The 19,064-nt window shown below is 71.6% G+C and carries 18 protein-coding genes and 1 pseudogene; 3 read left to right on the top strand and 16 right to left on the bottom strand.

The window, feature by feature from the left end; all coding sequences use genetic code 11:
- The 6 genes and pseudogenes from secD to ruvC form a co-directional block, all read right to left on the bottom strand.
- Complete coding sequence (gene secD / locus ACIBO8_RS17530; protein WP_396116251.1) at positions 1-1,920, bottom strand: protein translocase subunit SecD; 1,920 nt, start codon at positions 1,918-1,920, stop codon at positions 1-3.
- Between the two features lie 209 nt (positions 1,921-2,129).
- Positions 2,130-2,513 (bottom strand): preprotein translocase subunit YajC, encoded by a 384-nt coding sequence (yajC, locus tag ACIBO8_RS17525; protein WP_396116250.1) that lies wholly within the window; start codon positions 2,511-2,513, stop codon positions 2,130-2,132.
- Positions 2,514-2,646: 133 nt separating this feature from the next.
- Positions 2,647-4,488: a Holliday junction branch migration DNA helicase RuvB gene (ruvB, locus tag ACIBO8_RS17520; protein ID WP_396116399.1), complete on the bottom strand. Its 1,842-nt coding sequence runs from the start codon at positions 4,486-4,488 to the stop codon at positions 2,647-2,649.
- A 24-nt stretch (positions 4,489-4,512) separates the two neighbouring features.
- Positions 4,513-4,713: pseudogene (locus ACIBO8_RS17515) on the bottom strand (Holliday junction branch migration DNA helicase RuvB); the annotation flags it as partial.
- Positions 4,710-5,312, bottom strand: a complete 603-nt coding sequence (gene ruvA, locus ACIBO8_RS17510; protein WP_396116249.1) for a Holliday junction branch migration protein RuvA — start codon at positions 5,310-5,312, stop codon at positions 4,710-4,712. The pseudogene ACIBO8_RS17515 and the gene ruvA, both read right to left, overlap by 4 nt.
- On the bottom strand, positions 5,312-5,854 hold the full coding sequence (ruvC, locus tag ACIBO8_RS17505; RefSeq protein WP_396116248.1) for a crossover junction endodeoxyribonuclease RuvC: 543 nt from the start codon (positions 5,852-5,854) through the stop codon (positions 5,312-5,314). Before ruvC ends, ruvA begins: the two co-directional genes overlap by 1 nt.
- A 122-nt stretch (positions 5,855-5,976) precedes the next feature.
- Between ruvC and ACIBO8_RS17500 the strand changes: the two genes are divergently transcribed.
- Entirely contained in the window at positions 5,977-6,507 is a 531-nt protein-coding gene (locus ACIBO8_RS17500) for a hypothetical protein (RefSeq protein ID WP_396116247.1), read from the top strand.
- A gap of 42 nt (positions 6,508-6,549) precedes the next feature.
- On the opposite strand, the gene ACIBO8_RS17495 is transcribed toward ACIBO8_RS17500, so the two are convergent.
- From ACIBO8_RS17495 to pgsA, 7 genes are all read right to left on the bottom strand, one after another.
- Positions 6,550-7,302 carry a YebC/PmpR family DNA-binding transcriptional regulator gene (locus tag ACIBO8_RS17495; protein ID WP_396116246.1) on the bottom strand — a complete coding sequence of 251 codons (753 nt, stop codon included), beginning with the start codon at positions 7,300-7,302 and terminating at the stop codon, positions 6,550-6,552.
- A gap of 19 nt (positions 7,303-7,321) precedes the next feature.
- On the bottom strand, positions 7,322-7,927 hold the full coding sequence (gene pdxT, locus ACIBO8_RS17490) for a pyridoxal 5'-phosphate synthase glutaminase subunit PdxT (protein ID WP_396116245.1): 606 nt from the start codon (positions 7,925-7,927) through the stop codon (positions 7,322-7,324).
- A 58-nt stretch (positions 7,928-7,985) separates the two neighbouring features.
- Complete coding sequence (gene pdxS, locus ACIBO8_RS17485; RefSeq protein ID WP_396116244.1) at positions 7,986-8,894, bottom strand: pyridoxal 5'-phosphate synthase lyase subunit PdxS; 909 nt, start codon at positions 8,892-8,894, stop codon at positions 7,986-7,988.
- 104 nt (positions 8,895-8,998) lie between these two features.
- The gene (locus tag ACIBO8_RS17480; RefSeq protein WP_396116243.1) at positions 8,999-9,532 is read right to left on the bottom strand and encodes a hypothetical protein; all 534 of its coding nucleotides are present in this window, start codon (positions 9,530-9,532) and stop codon (positions 8,999-9,001) included.
- A gap of 25 nt (positions 9,533-9,557) precedes the next feature.
- A complete protein-coding gene (locus ACIBO8_RS17475) occupies positions 9,558-10,712 on the bottom strand; it encodes a glycosyltransferase family 4 protein (protein ID WP_396116242.1) in 1,155 nt (384 codons plus the stop codon).
- 13 nt (positions 10,713-10,725) lie between these two features.
- On the bottom strand, positions 10,726-11,616 hold the full coding sequence (locus tag ACIBO8_RS17470) for a phosphatidylinositol mannoside acyltransferase (RefSeq protein ID WP_396116241.1): 891 nt from the start codon (positions 11,614-11,616) through the stop codon (positions 10,726-10,728).
- Entirely contained in the window at positions 11,613-12,266 is a 654-nt protein-coding gene (gene pgsA, locus ACIBO8_RS17465) for a phosphatidylinositol phosphate synthase (protein ID WP_396116238.1), read from the bottom strand. The genes ACIBO8_RS17470 and pgsA overlap by 4 nt, the downstream gene beginning before the upstream one ends.
- A 277-nt stretch (positions 12,267-12,543) precedes the next feature.
- Here pgsA and ACIBO8_RS17460 point away from each other — a divergent pair, with 277 nt between their 5' ends.
- Positions 12,544-14,694 carry an elongation factor G-like protein EF-G2 gene (locus ACIBO8_RS17460; protein ID WP_396116237.1) on the top strand — a complete coding sequence of 717 codons (2,151 nt, stop codon included), beginning with the start codon at positions 12,544-12,546 and terminating at the stop codon, positions 14,692-14,694.
- A gap of 3 nt (positions 14,695-14,697) precedes the next feature.
- Here ACIBO8_RS17460 and ACIBO8_RS17455 read toward each other — a convergent pair whose 3' ends face one another.
- The gene (locus ACIBO8_RS17455) at positions 14,698-15,894 is read right to left on the bottom strand and encodes an FAD-dependent monooxygenase (protein WP_396116236.1); all 1,197 of its coding nucleotides are present in this window, start codon (positions 15,892-15,894) and stop codon (positions 14,698-14,700) included.
- Positions 15,895-15,947: 53 nt separating this feature from the next.
- Here ACIBO8_RS17455 and ACIBO8_RS17450 point away from each other — a divergent pair, with 53 nt between their 5' ends.
- Entirely contained in the window at positions 15,948-16,535 is a 588-nt protein-coding gene (locus ACIBO8_RS17450; protein WP_396116235.1) for a TetR/AcrR family transcriptional regulator, read from the top strand.
- Here ACIBO8_RS17450 and ACIBO8_RS17445 read toward each other — a convergent pair.
- Together ACIBO8_RS17445 and thrS are read right to left on the bottom strand one after the other, a co-directional pair.
- On the bottom strand, positions 16,500-16,982 hold the full coding sequence (locus tag ACIBO8_RS17445) for an HIT family protein (RefSeq protein WP_396116398.1): 483 nt from the start codon (positions 16,980-16,982) through the stop codon (positions 16,500-16,502). The two genes, ACIBO8_RS17450 and ACIBO8_RS17445, sit on opposite strands and share 36 nt — an antisense overlap.
- Positions 16,983-17,058: 76 nt before the next feature.
- Entirely contained in the window at positions 17,059-19,032 is a 1,974-nt protein-coding gene (thrS, locus tag ACIBO8_RS17440; protein ID WP_396116234.1) for a threonine--tRNA ligase, read from the bottom strand.
- Positions 19,033-19,064: the final 32 nt, after the last annotated feature.

The raw sequence follows: 19,064 nt of genomic DNA, 5'->3' as shown, positions 1-19,064 counted from the left end.
TCAGGCCTCCTTCTCGGTCGGGGTCCGCTTCAGGGCGCGGCCGAGGCCGCTGACCCGCGGCGACAGGAACGCCTTCGTGTTCGCGAACATCGTCATGATCGGGTGGCGGAAGAGGAACACCACGACGAGGTCCAGCACCGTGGAGAGGCCCAGCGCGAACGCGAAGCCCCGCACCGCGCCGATCGACACGATGTACAGCACCAAGGCCGCCATGATGGTGATGGTGTTGGCGGAGATGATGGTACGCCGCGCACGCGCCCACGCCCGGGGTACGGCGCTACGAGCGCTGCGCCCCTCGTGGATCTCGTCCTTGAGACGTTCGAAGTAGATGACGAACGAGTCGGCTGCCACACCGAGGGACACGATGAAACCCGCGATGCCGGCGAGCGTCAGCGTGAAGCCCGTGGTGCGGCCGAGCACGACCAGCGCGCCGAAGGTCAGCAGACCGGACAGCAGCAGGCTCAGGAAGATCACCGAGCCCAGCAGGCGGTAGTAGAAGAACGCGTAGATCGCCACCAGGCCCATGCCGATCGCGGCGGCGATCAGACCTGCCTGGAGCTGCGCGATGCCCAGCGTCGCGGAGACCGTCTGGGTGGTGCCCGGCTCGAAGGTGACCGGCAGGGCGCCGTACTTGATCTGGTCGGCGAGCTGTCGCGCCGAGGCGGCGTCGAACTGGCCGGTGATCTGCGACTGGCCGCTGAGCACGCCCTGGATCTCCGGCGCCGAGATGACCTCCTTGTCGAGGACCACGGCCACCAGGCAGTGCGTGGCACCCGTCGACAGCGCCTGGGCGGCGGTCAGGCAGGTGTCGTTGGAAGCGGGCTGGAACGCCTCGCGCGTCAGCGCCGTCCACTTGCTCTGGCCTTCGCTCTTGAAGTCCAGGGAAACGACCCACTGCCCCTGCTGCTGGTCCAGCTGCGGCGTCGCGGTGTCGATGTCCGTGCCGACCACCTTGGCGACGTCGAGGTACATCTTCGCGCCGCTCTGGCAGGCGACGACCTTGGACTTCTCGTTGTCGATCGCGCCGGCCGGCCGCTTGTCGAGCTGCTCGCAGCTGATCGTCGGTACGTTGAACTGCATTTCCGGGGTCAGCGCGTTGACCTCGTCGCCGCTGAGCGTGCTGAACGCCTTGAACGGCAGCCCGGCCTTGGGATTGCTGGACAGGTCCACCGGGTCGGTGAGCTTCTCGGCCGCGGCCCACGCTTCGGCCCCGACCTTCTTCTCGATCGCGGCGCGCCGCTCCTTGATGTCCGCGGTGACCGGTACGGCCGCCGACGCGGACGGTGCCGGGGCCGGCTGGGCGGACGGTGCCGCCGCCGGGGCGGACGCGCTGGCGCTCGGCGCGGGAGCCCGCTCGCCGCCGCCCTGGCCGCCGGTCGACTTCGCCGGCGTGGCGCTGCCCGTGACGGCCGGCGCCTTCTTGCCCGCCGAGGCGCTCGGCTTCGGCGCCGCGCTGCCGCTCGGGGCCGCGCTCGGCGTGACCGCGGGCGGGTTCACCGCCACGGCCGCCGTGTCGCCGGTCGCCTTGAGCACCTTGCGGAAGCGCATCTGCGCCGCCTGGCCGACGTTCTTGAGCTGGTCGTTCGCCTCACCGGCGACGGACACCACGATGTTGCGGTTGCCCTCGACGACGACCTCGGCCTCGGCGACGCCCAGCGCGTTGACCCGCTGGTCGATGATCTTCCGGGACTCCTCCATGCTCTCCCGGCTCGGCGCCTGACCGTTGGCCAGCGAGGCGACGTACGTCGCCTGGGTGCCGCCGATCAGGTCCAGGCCGAGCTTCGGGTGCAGGCGGTCCTGATAGCCGAGCCCCTTGGTGCCGGGGCCCCAGAACACCAGCACGTAGAGGATCGCGAAGAGGAGACCGAGCACGGCGAGTTGCCGCCCGGGATGCGGTTGTCCCTGTGGTGGTCGTGCCACGACTGTCGATCTCCTCGTGCTGAGAGCTGCCGCGGGAGCGCGGCCGCAGGTGGGGAAAGGGCGGGGCATGCGGCGCCGGACCGGCAGAGGACTTCCGGCCGATTTGCCCGGCGACGATTATTCACAACAACGGGCCGTCCGGGTGCCCCGCCCCGCGGCCCGTTGCCAATCCGCGACGCCGTGGCCCGCCGGCGGCGGGCCACGGAACGTCAGTCCTTGTTCTTGCGGGTCTCGACGACCGGGCTCTGCACCGGCTCCTCGGCCACCGGCTCCGCCACGACGGGCTCCTCGGCCAGGTCCACGGACTCCTGCCTGGCCACCCGGGCGATGGCGGGCCGCGCGAAACGGGCGTTGACGCCGGGCGCGATCTCCACCGTGACGACCTCGTCGTCGACCGCGACGACCGTGGCGTGCAGGCCGCCGATGGTCACGATCTCGTCGCCGGGACCCAGCGCCGACTGCATGGCCTGCGCCTCACGGCGCCGCTTCTGCTGCGGGCGGATCATCATGAAATACATGACGCCGAAAAGCAGGACGATCAGCAGCAGTGGCATGAAACTGCCGCCACCCTGCTGCGGAGCTGCGTAGAACACGTGGAAGAACCTTCCGTGGGGCCACCGCCGCGGCTCGGCGCGCGCGGTGTGGCGATATATACATCCCGCTGGACGGCGGCGAGTCTAATCCCTCTTACTGGGAAGTCACGGAGCGGCACACGTCACGTTCACATTACGGGGAGGAATCCTCGTCCCGCGCGAACAGGTCGGGCTGCTGCGGCATCCCGGGCCGGCCCTCCGGCGGCGTCCTGCCGAGGTGGCGCCAGCCCGCATCCGTGGCGACCCGGCCCCGCGGCGTACGCGCGAGCAGACCGGCCCTGACCAGGAAAGGCTCGCACATCTCCTCGACGGTGTCGGACTGCTCCCCCACCGCCACGGCCAGCGTCGACAGGCCGACCGGACCACCCCGGAACGAGTCGACGAGCGCTCGCAGCACCGCGCGGTCCAGCCGGTCCAGGCCGAGCTGGTCCACGTCGTACACGGTGAGGGCGGCCTTCGCGGTCTGTTCGTCGACGATCCCGTCGCCACGCACCTCGGCGTAGTCCCGCACCCGCCGCAGCAGCCGGTTGGCGATGCGAGGGGTGCCCCGCGACCGCCCGGCGATCTCCGCCGCACCCTCGGGCGTGATCGGCACCCCGAGGATCCGCGCCGACCGGTGCAGCAGCGCATCGAGATCGGCGGGCGAGTAGAAGTCCAGGTGGGCGACGAACCCGAACCGGTCCCGCATCGGCCCGGACAGCAACCCGGCCCGGGTCGTGGCCCCGACCAGGGTGAACGGCTCGACGTCCAGCGGGATCGCGGTGGCGCCCGGGCCCTTGCCCACCACCACGTCGACCCGGAAGTCCTCCATGGCGCTGTAGAGCAGCTCCTCGGCCGGCTTGGCGATCCGGTGGATCTCGTCGATGAAGAGCACGTCGCCCTCGGCCAGGCCGGTCAGGATCGCCGCGAGGTCCCCGGACCGCTCGATCACCGGGCCGCTGGTCGTCCGGATCCCGGTGCCCAGCTCGGCCGCGACGATGTTCGCCAGCGTCGTGTTGTGCACGACGAGGTCGTTCACGGTGAAGGTGTGATCACCGGCCACCGTGAGACAGCGGCACTCGTGCAAGCCGGCAGGCTCGACCGACACGACGCGGTCGGGCGCCAGTGCCTCGTCGAAGCGGTCGCGGCGGGGCGCCCACTCCCGCAGCCGTTCGCCGCGCTGTCCGATCGGGCTCACCCGCTCCACGAACCGGGCCGCATCATCCTGGCTGGTGATGCTCAGCCGCCAGGACTCGTGCGGCCGGCCCTGAAACCGCCCTCGCTCGAGCTTCAAGCGCGACTGGATCCCGAGCCGAAGCAGCAGGTGCTGCGTGTCCTCGAGCAGGCCCCGAGAGACGCTGTAGAACTCGATCACCACGTCGTAGCGGTCCCTCCCACGCCGGCTCACCGTGCCGTCGCAGGCGAAATACGCCGCCAGGAACGCGCTGACCTGCCAGGTGTCACCGCGATACACGAACTCGGGGACACGCTTGGTCCCCGCCGTCTTGTCGAGCAGCCCCGTCTCGCGCAGCCACGGCTTCAGGTCGGACACCCGGATGAGGGAGCTGCGCGCAGAGTTCGGACGAGTCGTGTAGCGATGGCCGAGGCGGTCACAGGTCGCGCGGAAGTCGTCCAGCACCGCGGGGTCTCCGCCGGTGAACGTCACCTGGTTGCTCGTGCACCCGTCACCGACGAGATAACCCGCCAGCCGGAACTCGTCGGTCGTCTCCGTGCCATCGGCAACGGTGGCGGCGCACAACACATTGGCGACCACGTCCTCGACGGTGAGGTCACCGGCCTTGACCCAACCCCCGGTCGTCCAGAACGGGTGGTCCGGCGCGGCGACCACCTCGCGGCCCGACGCCGTCCGGATCCGGACGGTGTCGAGCTCACCCTGCTCGTGCACCGCCTGCACCTCGGCGGGGTCTCCGGTACGGGTGATCACGAAGTCACCCGCTTCGACCTCGCCCAGCCGGCGCCGGGTGCCGTCCGCCATCAGGACGAGCGCGTCCACCGACACCGGCTTACCCAAGCCGGGCGGCCCGGAGAGGAGGATGTGGTCGGGTGGGGTGCCGCGGCCCATCGCTCCCTTGAGGAGGAGTTCCAGCTGGTCGCGGACGCGGTGCTGGGCGATGAAGTCGGCGAGGCGGCGGGGCCGGACGCTGGCCTCCGCGTCCAGGTCGGCGTCCTCCGCGTACGGGGAGACCAGGTCGTCGGTCATCGGGTCCGGCCCAGCAGGCGGATGGCCTGCCGCAGCAGGACGGGCACCGGGGGCGTCTCGCCGTCGAGGGTCTCGGCGATCGCGGCCACCGCCTGGTCGGCCTGCTGGGTGGACCAGCCGAGCGCGAGGACGCCCTGGCGGACCTGATCCTGCCAGCCGCCGCTGAGCGTGCCGGCCACGCCGTCCGGGCCGGTCGAGACGGCGCCGATGCGGTCGCGCAGTTCCAGGACCATGCGTTCGGCGCCTTTCTTGCCGATGCCGGGGACCCGGGTCAGGGTCGCGATGTCGCCGGAGGAGATGGCTCGGCGTACGGCCTCGGGCTGGTGCACGGCGAGGACGGCCTGGGCGAGGCGCGGGCCGACGCCGCTGGCGGTCTGGAGGAGCTCGAACAGGTGCTTCTCGTCGTCGTCGGCGAAGCCGTAGAGGGTCAGCGAGTCCTCGCGCACGACGAGGCTGGTCGCGAGCCGGGTCTTGGTGCCGGTCCGGAGCCCGGCGAGGGTGCCGGGGGCGCACTGCACGGCGAGCCCGACGCCGCCGACCTCGATGACGGCGCTGTCCGGGGCGATCGCGGCGACCACACCGCGCACGCTGGCGATCATCAACGGGCTCCTGTCCTGCGAGAGGTGCGGGCGGCGGCCTTCACGGCGGCGGCCTGGAGGCGGGCGCGGGTGCCGCCGCGCCAGATGTGGCAGATGGCGATGGCGAGAGCGTCGGCCGCGTCGGCCGGGCGGGGCGGCCCGTCCAGGCCGAGCAGGCGGGTCACCATGCTGGTGACCTGGGCCTTGCCGGCGGTTCCGGAGCCGGTCACGGCCGCCTTGACCTCGCTGGGCGTGTACGTCTGCACCGGCAGTCCCGCCCGCGCGCCGGCGAGGATGCCGATGCCGCTGGCTTGGGCCGTACCCGTGACGGTCTGGGTGTTGTGCTGGCTGAAGACCCTCTCGACCGCGACGCTGTCCGGCCGGTGCTCGGCCACGAGCTCGGCGAGCGAGCGGTCGAGGTGCAGCAGGCGCAGGGCGATGTCCTCGTCCGGCTCGGTGTAGACGACGTAGTAGCCGACGAGCTTGCAGGGGCGTCCGGGCTCACCCTCGACCACCCCGACGCCGCACCGGGTGAGGCCGGGGTCGATGCCGAGCACCCGCACGAGCGCCCCCTTCTCCTCGGACGTGTGTTCGACACCCTAGTACGAGCAGCCCCGCGTGCCTCGAGCGACACACGCACATCGAACCCTTGTGCGGTGAGCGCCGTCACTCGCACGATGGGATCGTGGCGTACTTGTTCCCGCCGATGGACGACGAGCCGCCGGCGGACTTCATCGCTTTCGTCGCCGCGCGCCTGGAGCTGCTGCACCGGGAGGCGATGCGGCTCTGCGGCGGCGACCGGTCCGCGACGTCGCTGGCCATGGACGTGCTCACCGACGTGGCCGGGCATTGGCGCCGCCTGCGCTGGGAGAGCCGGATGCGGCACCGCGACGTGCGCGGCGAGTATCTGGTCCGCCGCCTGGCGAAACGGACCGAGCAGTGGCGCGAGGAGCAGATCTACCCCGTCGAAGTTGCATTCCTGCCGCCGCCGGCGGCATATGCCCGGCCGGCGCCGGCGACGGTCGCTCAGCAGCTCGCACCGCTGCTGCCGACGACGGTACGCGACGAGGCGGGCGTCGTGGCCGAGGCGGAGATCGCCTGGGTGCACGCGTATCGAAGGCACGTCTGGCATCGCTATGTCCGCCTCTTCGGCGGCGGTGCCCTGCTCGTCGGCGGCTTGATCCAGGTCATGTCGCAGGCGTCCGGATCGGGATAGCAGAAAGGGCCGCCCCGGGGCGGCCCTTCCCAGCTGACGTTCTCAGGCGTCGAGCGCCGCCATGACCTCGTCGCTGACGTCGAAGTTGGCGAAGATGTTCTGGACGTCGTCGCAGTCCTCGAGCACGTCGATCAGCTTGAAGACCTTGCGGGCGGCCTCCTCGTCGACCGGCACGGTCATCGTCGGCACCAGCGACGACTCGGCCGAGTCGTAGTCGATGCCGGCGTCCTGCAGGGCGGTGCGGACCGCCACCAGGTCGCCCGGCTCGCTGACCACCTCGAACGAGTCGCCCAGGTCGTTGATCTCCTCGGCGCCCGCGTCCAGGACGGCGAGCATGACGTCGTCCTCGGAGAGCGAGCCCTTGGGGACGATCACCACGCCCTTGCGGTTGAACAGGTACGACACCGAGCCGGCGTCAGCGAAGGTGCCGCCGTTGCGGGTCAGCGCGGTGCGGACCTCGGTCGCCGCGCGGTTGCGGTTGTCGGTGAGGCACTCGATCAGCATCGCCACGCCGTTGGGGCCGTAGCCCTCGTACATGATCGTCTGCCAGTCGGCACCGCCGGCCTCGAGGCCGGAGCCGCGCTTGACCGCCCGGTCGATGTTGTCGTTGGGGACGGAGCTCTTCTTCGCCTTCTGGATGGCGTCGTAGAGCGTGGGGTTACCGGCCGGGTCACCGCCGCCGACGCGGGCCGCCACCTCGACGTTCTTGATCAGCTTGGCGAACATCTTGCCGCGCTTGGCGTCGATGACGGCCTTCTTGTGCTTGGTCGTCGCCCACTTTGAGTGGCCGGACATGAGTAACCTCCGTGTCGTACTACCGTGCGTCTACGGCGTGGCGGACCATCTCGACGAAGTACCGGTGGACGCGGAGGTCGCCGGTGAGCTCCGGGTGGAAAGCCGTGGCGAGCAGGTTCCCCTGCCGAACGGCGACAATCCTACCGGCGGCGGCCCCGTCCTCCACGCGACCCAGCACCCGCACGTCGGTGCCGACCTCCTCGACCCACGGCGCGCGGATGAAGACGGCGTGGAAATCGCCGCCCTCCACGTCGTCGATGCGGACCGCGGCCTCGAACGAGTCGACCTGCCGGCCGAAGGCGTTGCGCCGCACGGTCATGTCGATGCCGGCGAAGGACTCCTGGTCGGGCCGCCCGTCGAGGACGGTCGTGGCCAGCATGATCATGCCGGCGCAGGAGCCGTAGACGGGCATGCCGTCGGCGATCCGCTTGCGGATCGGGTCGAGCAGGCCGAACGTGACGGCCAGCTTGCTCATGGTCGTGGACTCGCCGCCGGGGATGACGAGGGCGTCGACGTCGTCGAGCTCCTCGGTCCGGCGGATCGGGCGCGCGAGGGCGTCGCTCTCGGCGAGGGCGCTCAGGTGCTCCCGGACGTCGCCCTGCAGGGCGAGCACTCCGATGTTCATTCTTCCTCCGCACACGACGCCGCGCCGGTCACGGGGACCGGCGCGGCACAAGAAGGGTTCACCAACCGCGCTCGGCGAGGCGGTGCGGCTGCGGGATCTCCTCGACGTTGATGCCGACCATGGCCTCGCCCAGGCCGCGGGAGACCTTGGCGATCACGTCGGGGTCGTCGTGGAAGGTCGTGGCCTTGACGATGGCGGCCGCGCGCTGCGCCGGGTTGCCCGACTTGAAGATGCCGGAGCCGACGAACACGCCCTCGGCGCCGAGCTGCATCATCATCGCCGCGTCGGCCGGGGTGGCGATGCCGCCCGCGGTGAACATGACGACGGGCAGCTTGCCCGTGGCGGCCACCTCCTTGACCAGGTCGTACGGCGCCTGGAGCTCCTTCGCGGCGACGAACAGCTCGTCCTCCGCCAGGGAGGTGAGCCGGCGGATCTCGCCCCGGATGGTGCGCATGTGGGTGGTGGCGTTGGAGACGTCACCGGTGCCGGCCTCGCCCTTGGAGCGGATCATCGCCGCGCCCTCGGTGATGCGGCGCAGGGCCTCGCCGAGGTTGGTGGCGCCGCAGACGAAGGGGACGGTGAACGCCCACTTGTCGATGTGGTTGGCGTAGTCGGCCGGGGTCAGCACCTCGGACTCGTCGATGTAGTCGACGCCGAGCGACTGGAGCACCTGGGCCTCGACGAAGTGACCGATGCGGGCCTTGGCCATGACCGGGATCGAGACGGCGTTGATGATGCCGTCGATCATGTCGGGGTCGCTCATCCGGGACACGCCGCCCTGGGCGCGGATGTCGGCGGGTACCCGCTCGAGGGCCATGACGGCGACCGCGCCGGCGTCCTCGGCGATCTTGGCCTGCTCCGGCGTGACCACGTCCATGATCACACCGCCCTTGAGCATCTCGGCCATACCGCGCTTCACGCGGGCGGTACCGGTGGTGGGCTGGCTGTCGGGCGCGGTCTCGGACACGGTTCCTGGACTCCTCACGAGGTCGGGTTACGTGAGGGATTTTACGCCCGGCAAGGGGGCCGGCCGATGGCCAATCGCCCCCTCGGTGGCCTGCTCGCCGCTGTTCAGGCCGCCGGGATGCGCAGGCCGGCGGCCTCGGCCGGACGCGGCGCCACCAGCAGCGGCAGGGTCGGGTCGACGATCTCGAAGTATCGCGGCCGCTCGTAGCGCCGGGCCATGCGCAGCAGGCGCACCAGCGGGCGGCGCCGGGCGGTGAGCGCGTCGCGGACCAGGTCGGTGTGCACCTGGCGGGCCAGGACGACCCGGCGGCTGGTGGCCACGAGCGTGACGGTGGCCGGATTGGCGCCGCTGAGCGACGCGGCTTGCAGCTGACGGGTCAGGTCGTTCTCGGCCGCCTCGCGCTCGTCCGGCGCGGCGTCGAGCGCGAGCCGGGCCGCTGCGTACAGCTCCACGAAGTCGGTCTGCTCGGCGACCACGGCCGCGGCGGCGGCCCGGCGCACGAGGTGCGCGTCGAGGGCGCGGGCGGCCGACTGGGCGCGGACGTGCACCCGCTCGACGCGGTGCGCCGTCCAGGCGAGGTACGCCGCCAGCAGAGCGACGACCGCGAACACACCGGAGACCCACCACATGCCGGGCATCGTAGTGCCTGATCGTGTCGGAGAGTCACGTCCCGGACCGTGGTTCGGCCCACTCTTCGTCGAAAACCCGCCCGTCCGTCGCCTCGATCGCCGTGGCGTACACCTCGAGCACCCGTTGGGCCACGCTGGGCCAGTCGAACGCCTTGACTACTGTGTGTGCACACTCGGCCAGCTCTGAGCGACGACGGGGATCGTCCAGGAGCTCACCGAGCAGGCTCGTCAGCGCCGCCGCGTCACCGGTCGGGAACAACGCCCCGGCCCGGCCGCCGTCGAGGACCCGGCGGAAGGCGTCGAGGTCGCTGGCGGCGATCGCGGCGCCGGCCGCCATCGCCTCGGTGAGGATCATGCCGAACGACTCACCGCCCGTGTTCGGCGCCACGTAGACGTCCACGCTGCGCAGCATCCGGGCCTTGTCCGCCTCGCTGACCAGGCCCAAGAACTCCACGCGGGGACGCAGATCGGCGGGGATGTCGTCGTACAGATCATCGCGATCACCGGGACCGGCCACCAGCAGGCGCAGGCCCTGGCGCTCGCGGGCCAGCGTCACGAACGCCGACCGCAGCAGCTCGAAACCCTTGCGCGGCTCGGTGAAGCGGCCCAGGAAGCCGAGCGTGCCGCCCTCGCCGGGCCACCCCGGCAGCGGCTCGGCGGCGGCGAACTTCGCCACGGCGACGCCGTTCGGGATCTCGACCGCGCCGCCGCCCAGGTGCTCGACCTGCACCTTGCGGGCCAGCTCGCTCACCGCGATGCGCGCGGTGATCTTCTCGACGACGAGCTGCAGCAGACCTTGGGCGGCGGAGAGCGCGCGCGAGCGCGTCATGGCGGTGTGGAAGGTGGCGACGACCGGCCCGCGCGCGGAGAGCACCGCCAGCAACGAGAGGCTCAGCGTCATCGGCTCGTGGACGTGCAGCACGTCGAACTTGCCGCGGGCCAGCCAGCGCCGCACCCGGGCGGTGGAGACCGGCCCGAAGGCGATCCGCGCGACCGAGCCGTTGTACGGCAGCGGCAGCGCCCGCCCGGCGGGCACCACGTACGGCGGGAGCTCGGCGTCCTCGTCGGCGGGGGCCAGCACGCTCACCTCGTGACCGAGGCCGATCAGCGCCTCCGCCAGGTCCACGATGTGGTTCTGCACGCCGCCGGGTACGTCGAAGGAGTACGGCGAGACGATCCCGATCCGCACGCTGCCCCGCCTCTCAGACCCGTGCGCTCTGGTTGAGCCACAACTTCTGGAGCATGTGCCAGTCCTGCGGGTGCTCGGCGATGCCGACCTCGAACGCGTCGGCGATCCTCTGGGTGGTGTCTCTGACCCGTACGTCCAGGGCGCCCTCGGTGGCGGGCTCGATCCGGCGGATCCGCGCCTCGGTCCGGGTCTCGGAGTACCACAGGTCGGCGGCGTAGAGGGGGGCTCCCGTACGCAGCGCCAGCAGCGCCGGCCCCGGCGGCATCCGGGTGCGCCCCCCGAAGAACTCCACCTCCACGCCGCGTGCCGACAGGTCACGGTCGGCGAGCAGGGCGACGGCATAGCCCTGGGTCGCCTTCTCGGCGAGCACGTCGAGCGGCGCCCGCTGCCCCCCGGTGAGGGGAACGACCTCCATGCCGAGCTTCTCCCGGTACGCCACGAAGCGCTCGAACAGCCCCTCGGGCTTGAGCCGCTCCGCAACGGTGATCATCTTGTGGCCGCTGGAGACCAGCCACGCCGCGGCGGCGTCCCAGTTGCCGACGTGGGGCAGGGCCAGGATCATGCCCCGGCCCTCCGCCAGGACGGCGTGCAGCTCGTCCGCCTGCTCGAGGTGGAAGCCGGCGAGGAACTGCTCCCGGGACTGCGAGGGCAGCCGGAAGGCCTCCAGCCAGTAGCGGGCGTACGAGCGCAACCCCGCCCGTACCAGCTCGTCGAGCTCCTGCTCACTCATGCCGGGACCGACCACCTGCCGCAGGTTGCGGCGCAGCCGCTGGGTGCCGGGGCCGTTGCCGCGGGCGGCCCGGTCGGCGGCGGTGTCGAAGATCGCCCGGGCGGCGCGCAGCGGCATCATCCGGACGATCCGCCAGCCGGCGGCGTAGCCGAGCTCGGTGAGCCGGTCCTTCACGGTGCCTCCCCGGCCGGCGCGACGGGAGCCGGCGGCGCGGCGCCGGGCCGGTCGGACCGGGCGGCGTGGATCAGCCGTTGGAGGACGGTGATCACGGAGAGCACCGAGAGGATCCAGAGCGCGGCCGGCAGCCCCCACGTCAGGCCGGCGGCGCCGAGAAGGCCGCCGATGCCGAGGATGACCAGGCGCTCGAGGCGTTCGGCGATGCCGACGTCGGCGTTCAGCCCGAGGCTCTGCGCCCGCGCCTTGACGTAGGAGACGACCTGCCCGCCCACCAGGCAGAGCAGAGCCGCCCAGACGCCGCCGTACGGGTTGCCCTCGGTGGCGAGGTAGTAGACGACGGCCGCGAAGACGGCGCCGTCGGCGATGCGGTCCATGGAGGAGTCGAGCAGCGCCCCGAACTGGCCGGACGGGCCGCGCATGCGCGCCATCGTGCCGTCGAGCGCGTCGGTCAGCGCGCAGGCCGTCACGATCACCGTGCCCCAGAACAGCATTCCCTGGGCACCGAACCACGAGCCGACGAGCACGCCGACGGTGCCGGCGACGGTCACGGCGTTCGGCGACACGCCGAGGCGCAGCAGGAGGCGGGCGGTCGGATTGACCCCGTACGCGACGACGGCACGGGCGGGCACGCTGACGATCTTTGCCATGGCCGTCCCACCATAACGGCGCCCGGCGACGGGCGGTACGGCGCCGGTCACGCGTCGCCGAATCGTCACAGGGACCCGGCTCCCGCCATCGCGTGACTACAGGGGGTTGCGCGGTCCGTAGCGGTGGGTGTCAGATCCAAGGACAGCGTCGTAACGGCCGGGAAACAGAGATCGGCATCCGCCGGGTGGTACGGCGCGCCATCGCAGGCGGCCGCCTCCGCAGCGACCGGGTCGGGAAGAATGGCCGCCGACCGGCTGATGAGGAGGTGCGTCAGGAATGGCGCAGAAGACCCAGGACAACGCGGCCGGACCGGCGGTGACCGAGCCCGGCAGAGTACGCAACGTGGTGCTGGTGGGCCACTCCGGAGCGGGAAAGACCACGCTGGTCGAGGCGCTGCTGGCGGCGACCGGCACCATCCCCCGCGCCGGGTCGGTGACCGAGGGCACCACGGTCTGCGATCACGACCCCGCCGCCGTACGCCAGCAGCGCTCGGTCTCGCTCTCCTGCGCGTCCGTCGTGCACCAAGGCGTGAAGATCAACCTGCTCGACACCCCCGGGTACGCGGACTTCGTCGGGGAGCTGCGCGCCGGCCTGCGGGCCGCGGACGCCGCGCTCTTCGTCGTGTCCGCGGTCGACGGGGTGGACGACGCCACCACCGCCCTCTGGGAGGAGTGCGCCGCGGTGGGCATGCCCCGCGCGGTCGCCATCACCCGGCTGGATCACCCCCGCGCCGACTACGACCAGACGCTGCAGGACTGCCAGGACGCGTTCGGCGAGAACGTCATGCCGATCTACCAGCCGATGCTGGGCGACGACGGCACCTCGGTCGCGGGCCTGATCGGCCTGGTCACCCTCCGGGTCCTGGACTACTCCGGCGGCTACCCGCCGCGGGCGTCCGAGGCGGAGCCCGAGCACCTCAACCCGATCCAGGACGACCGCAACCTGCTCATCGAGGGGATCATCGCCGAGAGCGAGGACGAGACCCTCATGGACCGGTACCTCGCCGGCGAGCTGATCAGCACCGACACGCTCGTGCCCGACCTGGAGAAGGCCGTGGCCCGCGGCAACTTCTACCCGGTCATTCCGGTCTGCGCGGGCACCGGCGTCGGCCTCGACGCGCTCCTCGACGGCCTGGTCGACGGCGGCCCCTCACCCTTGGAGCACGACCTGCCCGTCGTGACCGGCGTCGACGGCAGCCCCCGGCCGCCGCTGACCTGCGATCCCGCCGGCCCGCTGGTGGCCGAGGTGGTCAAGACGACGATCGACCGGCACGTCGGCCGGGTGTCGCTGGTGCGCGTCTTCTCCGGCACCCTGCGCCCCGAGCTCACCGTGCACGTCTCCGGCCATGGCCTGACCGAGCGCGGGCACCCCGACCACGACGCCGACGAGCGGATCGCCCACGTCTATTCGCCGCTGGGCGCGCAGCTGCGGGAGGTGCCCTCCTGCATCGCCGGCGACATCTGCGCGATCACCAAGTCGGGCAGCGCCGAGACCGGCGACACCCTCTCCGCCAAGGACCAGCCGCTGCTCATGGAGCCCTGGAGCATGCCCGAGCCGCTGCTGCCGATCGCCGTGGTGGCCAAGTCCCGATCCGACGAGGACGCCCTAGCCAAGAACCTGGCCCGGCTCGTGGCCGGCGACCCGACGCTGCGCCTGGAACGCAACGCCAGCACCCACCAGCTCGTGCTGTGGTGCATGGGCGAGGCGCACGCCGACGTGGTCCTGGACCGGCTCCGGGCCGGCGGCGTGGACCTGGACACCGAGCCGGTGAAGGTCTCGCTGCGGGAGACCTTCGGTGCCGCGTCGAAGGGCCACGGACGCCACGTGAAGCAGTCCGGCGGCCACGGCCAGTACGCCGTCTGCGACATCGAGGTGGAGCCGCTGCCCCGCGGCGCCGGCTTCGAGTTCGTGGACAAGGTCGTCGGCGGGGCGGTGCCGCACAACTACATCCCGTCGGTGGAGAAGGGCGTCCGTGCCCAGCTCGAACGCGGCATCGTCGCCGGCTACCCGGTGGTCGACCTGCGCGTGACCCTCGTGGACGGCAAGGCGCACAGCGTCGACTCCTCCGACGCCGCGTTCCAGACCGCCGGTGCGCTGGCCCTGCGCGAGGCCGCCGAGCACGGCCAGATGACGTTGCTCGAGCCGGTGGACGAGGTCGTCGTACGCGTGCCCGACGCGTACGTCGGCGCGGTGATGAGCGACCTCTCCGGCCGCCGCGGACGCCCGATGGGCTCCGAGGCCGACACCGACGGCGACCACAGCCTGGTCCGCGCCGAGGTGCCCGCGACCGAGCTGGTGCGGTACGCCGTCGAGCTGCGCGCGCTCACCTCCGGGGCGGGCACGTTCACCCGGGCGTACGCGAGGCACGAGCCCATGCCGGCCCACCTGGCCGACGCGGTCCGCAAGGAGCACACGGCCGCCAAGTAGGCGTCAGACGGCCGCCGCCATCGGATACGCCGGAAGGTCGATGGCGGTGGCCGCCTCGTACAGCGGCTTGGTGACCTGCTCGATGATCTGCCGCTTCCACGGGTTGTACTTCAGCGTCCGCATCCCGTAGTTGCGGAACGCGAGCTGCCAGCCGCCGCCGGGCACCATGTCGCCGGCCATCTTGCGGCCCAGCCGCAGATTGCGCTCGGCGTACGGCCGCATCAGCGTCTCGTAGCGGCGGAACGCGGCCTCGTGCCCGTCCGCGGCGGCCAGCTCACCGGCCAGCACGTACGCGCCGACCAGGGCGAGGCTGGTCCCCTGCCCGGACGACGGTGCCGGGCAGTGCGCCGCGTCGCCGAGCAGCACCACCCGCCCGGCCGACCAGCGCGGCAGCTCGACCTGGCTCAGGGAGTCGAAGTACAGGTCGGGGACCCCGTCGAGGGCGTCGAGGAATGCCGGCACCCGCCAGCCCATGCCCGCGAAGCGCTCCCGCAGGATCGGCCGCGGGTCCTGCGGCCGCGGCAGCTGCGGCGAGGCGAACACCAGCCCGGCCCTGGTGCCGGCCGCGGCCCCGGTGCTGTAGGCGAAGACCATGCGCCCGGGCGCGCAGAAGAAGACCTCCTCGTGGTCCAGGCCGAGGTCCTCCGGGACGTCGAAGATCGAGATGTACGCCCCCAGGTGCCGCAGCGGCACGTCGCCCAGGACCAGGCGCCGGGTCGCGGAATGCAGCCCGTCGGCGCCGACGACGAGGTCGAAGCGCCGGGTGACGCCGCTCGCGAAGGTCACCGCCACGCCGTCGGCCCGCTCGTCGAGGGTGGCGATCGAGTCGCCGAAGACGTAGTCGACGTCGCCGGCCGTCGCGTCGTACAGGATCCGGGTGAGGTCCGTCCGCATGATCTCGCGGTCGTCCCCCCGGCGGCCCATCAGCAGGCTCGCGTCGAGCGCGGCGATCGGGGAGCCGTCGGCCCGCACGTAGGTGACGGTCCGCATGGCGGTGTCGGCCGCCCGCACGGCCTCGAACAGACCGAGCCGCTTGAGCACCTCGATCGCCGCCCCCCGGATGTCCACCTTGTAGCCGCCGTCGCGCAGGGCCGGGGCCCGCTCGACGACCGTGGCCCGCATGCCGTGCCGGTGCAGGGCCAGGGCGAGGGCGGGGCCGGCCAGGCCGGCGCCCGAGATCAGAACCTCACGTCGTGTCATGCCGCTACTATACAAACGTCTTATACGTTTGTATAGAACCTAGGATGACGTCCATGGGACACCGGGAGGACCTGCTCGAGGGCGCTAAGCGCTGCCTCTACGAGAAGGGGTACGCGAGCACGACCGCCCGCGACGTGGTGGCCGCCTCCGGCACCAACCTGGGCTCGATCGGCTATCACTACGGCTCCACCCGCGCGCTGATGAACGCCGCGATGCTCAGCGCCATCGAGGACTGGGGTGAGGCCGTCGGCGCCGCCCTCGCCGCGGAGCCGGGCGGTGAGCCCGGCGATCCGCTGGTGCGCTACTGGCGGCGGGTGATCGGCACCCTGGACACCCACCGCGAGCTGTGGCTGGCGAGCGTCGAGGCGATGATTCAGGCCGAGCGCTCCCCCGACCTGCGCGCCCAGCTCGCCGACGGCATGGAACAGGGCCGGCGCGGCCTGGCGGCCCTGCTCACCGGCCGCCCGGAGGACAGCCTGGACGAGGAGACCGTCCGCACGGTCGGCGCCGCCTCCCTGGCGCTCATGTCCGGTGTGATGACGCAGTGGCTGACCGACCCGTCGCGCGCGCCTTCCGCCGAGCAGCTCGCGGCCGGGCTGCGCGCCTTAGCCGTCGGCCGCCACCCAGGCCTTGGCGAGTAGCTCCCGGGTGTCGCCGAGCATCTGCGGCAGCACCTTGGTGCGCCCGATGACCGGCATGAAGTTGCCGTCGCCGCCCCACCTCGGCACCACGTGCTGGTGCAGGTGGGCGGCGATGCCGGCTCCGGCGACCGCGCCCTGGTTCATGCCGAGGTTGAAGCCGTGCGGGCTGCTGGCGCGGCGGATCACACGCATCGCCCGCTGGGTGAAGGCGGCCAGCTCCGCCGTCTCCGGGCCGGTCAGGTCGGTGTAGTCGGCCACGTGCCGGTACGGGCACACCAGCAGATGCCCCGGGTTGTACGGGTACAGGTTGAGCACGACGAAGACCGATTCCCCGCGCGCCACCACCAGGCTGTCACCCTCGGGCAGCCCGGGCGCGACACAGAACGGGCAGCCGGACGGCTTCTCGTAACCACCCTCGGGCCGGTCCGCACCGGAGATGTACGCCATCCGGTGCGGAGTCCAGAGCCGCTCGAGACCGTCCGGTTCCCCCACGTCGCTCACTCGCCCACCCTAATGCCGGGTGTCAGCCGGCGGAGGGTCCGGTGTTGATCCGGGAGCGCACCACCTCGACGACGTGCGCCACCGCCTCGTCGAGCGCCACGCCGTTGCGCTGGGAGCCGTCGCGGTAGCGGAACGACACCGTGCCGCCGTTGACGTCGTCGTCGCCCGCGATCGCCATGAACGGGATCTTCTGCTGCTGCGCCGTACGGATCTTCTTCTGCATGCGGTCCGTCGAGTGGTCGACCTCGGCGCGGATGCCCTCCTTGCGCAGCCGCGCGGCGAACTCCTCCAGGTAGGCCGCGTGGTCGTCGCGAATCGGGATGCCGACCACCTGCACCGGCGCGAGCCAGGCCGGGAAGGCGCCGGCGTAGTGCTCGACCAGGACGCCGAAGAACCGCTCGATCGAGCCGAACTTCGCCGAGTGGATCATCACCGGCTCCTGGCGGGAGCCGTCGGCCGCCTGGTACTCCAGCCCGAAGCGGGCCGGCTGGTTGAAGTCGTACTGGATGGTCGACATCTGCCAGGTGCGGCCGATCGCGTCCTTCGCCTGGACGCTGATCTTCGGGCCGTAGAACGCCGCGCCGCCCGGGTCGAGCACCAGCTCGAGGCCGGACTCCACGGCGACGTCCTCCAGGACCTTGGTGGCCCTGTCCCACTGCTCGTCCGTACCGATGAACTTGTCGCTCTTCGGGTCGCGGGTGGACAGTTCCAGGTAGTAGTCGTCCAGCCCGAAGTCGCGCAGCAGCGACAGCACGAAGTCCAGCAGGTGCTTGATCTCGGCCGGGGCGTCCTCGGCGGTGACGTACGAGTGCGAGTCGTCCTGGGTCAGGCCGCGCACCCGGGTCAGGCCGTGCACCACGCCGGACTTCTCGTAGCGGTAGACCGAGCCGAACTCGAACAGCCGCATCGGCAGCTCACGGTAGGACCGCCCGCGCGACCTGAAGATCAGGTTGTGCATCGGGCAGTTCATCGCCTTGAGGTAGTAGTCGGCGCCCTCCATGTGCATCGGAGGGAACATCGTGTCCGCGTAGTAGGGCAGGTGGCCCGAGGTGTGGAACAGGCCTTCCTTGCTGATGTGCGGCGTGCCGACGTACTGGAAGCCCTCCTCGATGTGGCGGGCCCGCACGTAGTCCTCCATCTCGCGCTTGATCACGCCGCCCTTGGGGTGGAAGACCACCAGGCCGCTGCCGATCTCGTCGGGGAAGGAGAACAGGTCCAGCTCGGTGCCGAGCTTGCGGTGGTCACGGCGCTCGGCCTCCGCGAGGCGGTTCAGGTACGCCTTGAGCTCGTCGCGGCTGGGCCACGCGGTGCCGTAGATGCGCTGCAGCTGCGGATTCTTCTCGCTGCCACGCCAGTACGCGGCGGCCGAGCGCATCAGCTTGAACGCCGGGATCATGCGGGTGGTCGGCAGGTGGGGGCCGCGGCAGAGGTCGCCCCAGACGCGCGTGCCCTCGCGGTCGAGGTTGTCGTAGTGGGTCAGCTCGCCGGCGCCGACGGCCGCGGCTTCCTCGTCCACGTCGCCCTTGATGTCGACGAGCTCCAGCTTGTACGGCTCGTGCGCCAGCTCCGCCTTGGCCTCGTCGAGCGACGCGTACTCGCGGCGGCGGAAGGACTGGCCCGCCTTGACGATCTCCTGCATCCGCTTCTCGAGCTTCGTGAGGTCCTCCGGCTGGAACGGCTTCTCCACGTCGAAGTCGTAGTAGAAGCCGTCCCGGATGGGCGGGCCGATGCCCAGCTTGGCCTCGGGGAAGACGTCCTGCACGGCCTGCGCGAGCACGTGCGCGGCGGAGTGGCGCAGCACGTTCAGCCCGTCCGGCTCGTCCATCGCGACCGGGGTCACCTCGGCGTCCTGGGCGGGTGCCCAGTCGAGGTCACGCAGGCGCCCGTCCGTGTCCCGGACGACGACGATCGCCTTAGGACCGGACTGCGGGAGGCCGGCGGCGGCCACCGCGTCGGCCGCCGTCGTCCCCGCCGGCACGACCAGAGCTGCGGACACGGTGGTTCTCCTTCGGTCGACGAGCGGATTCG

Source organism: Actinoplanes sp. NPDC049681 (assembly GCF_044465265.1).
Classification (GTDB): Bacteria; Actinomycetota; Actinomycetes; order Mycobacteriales; family Micromonosporaceae; genus Actinoplanes.
Note: the sequence above shows the minus strand (reverse complement) of the source record. Positions and strands in the feature narration are given on the sequence as shown.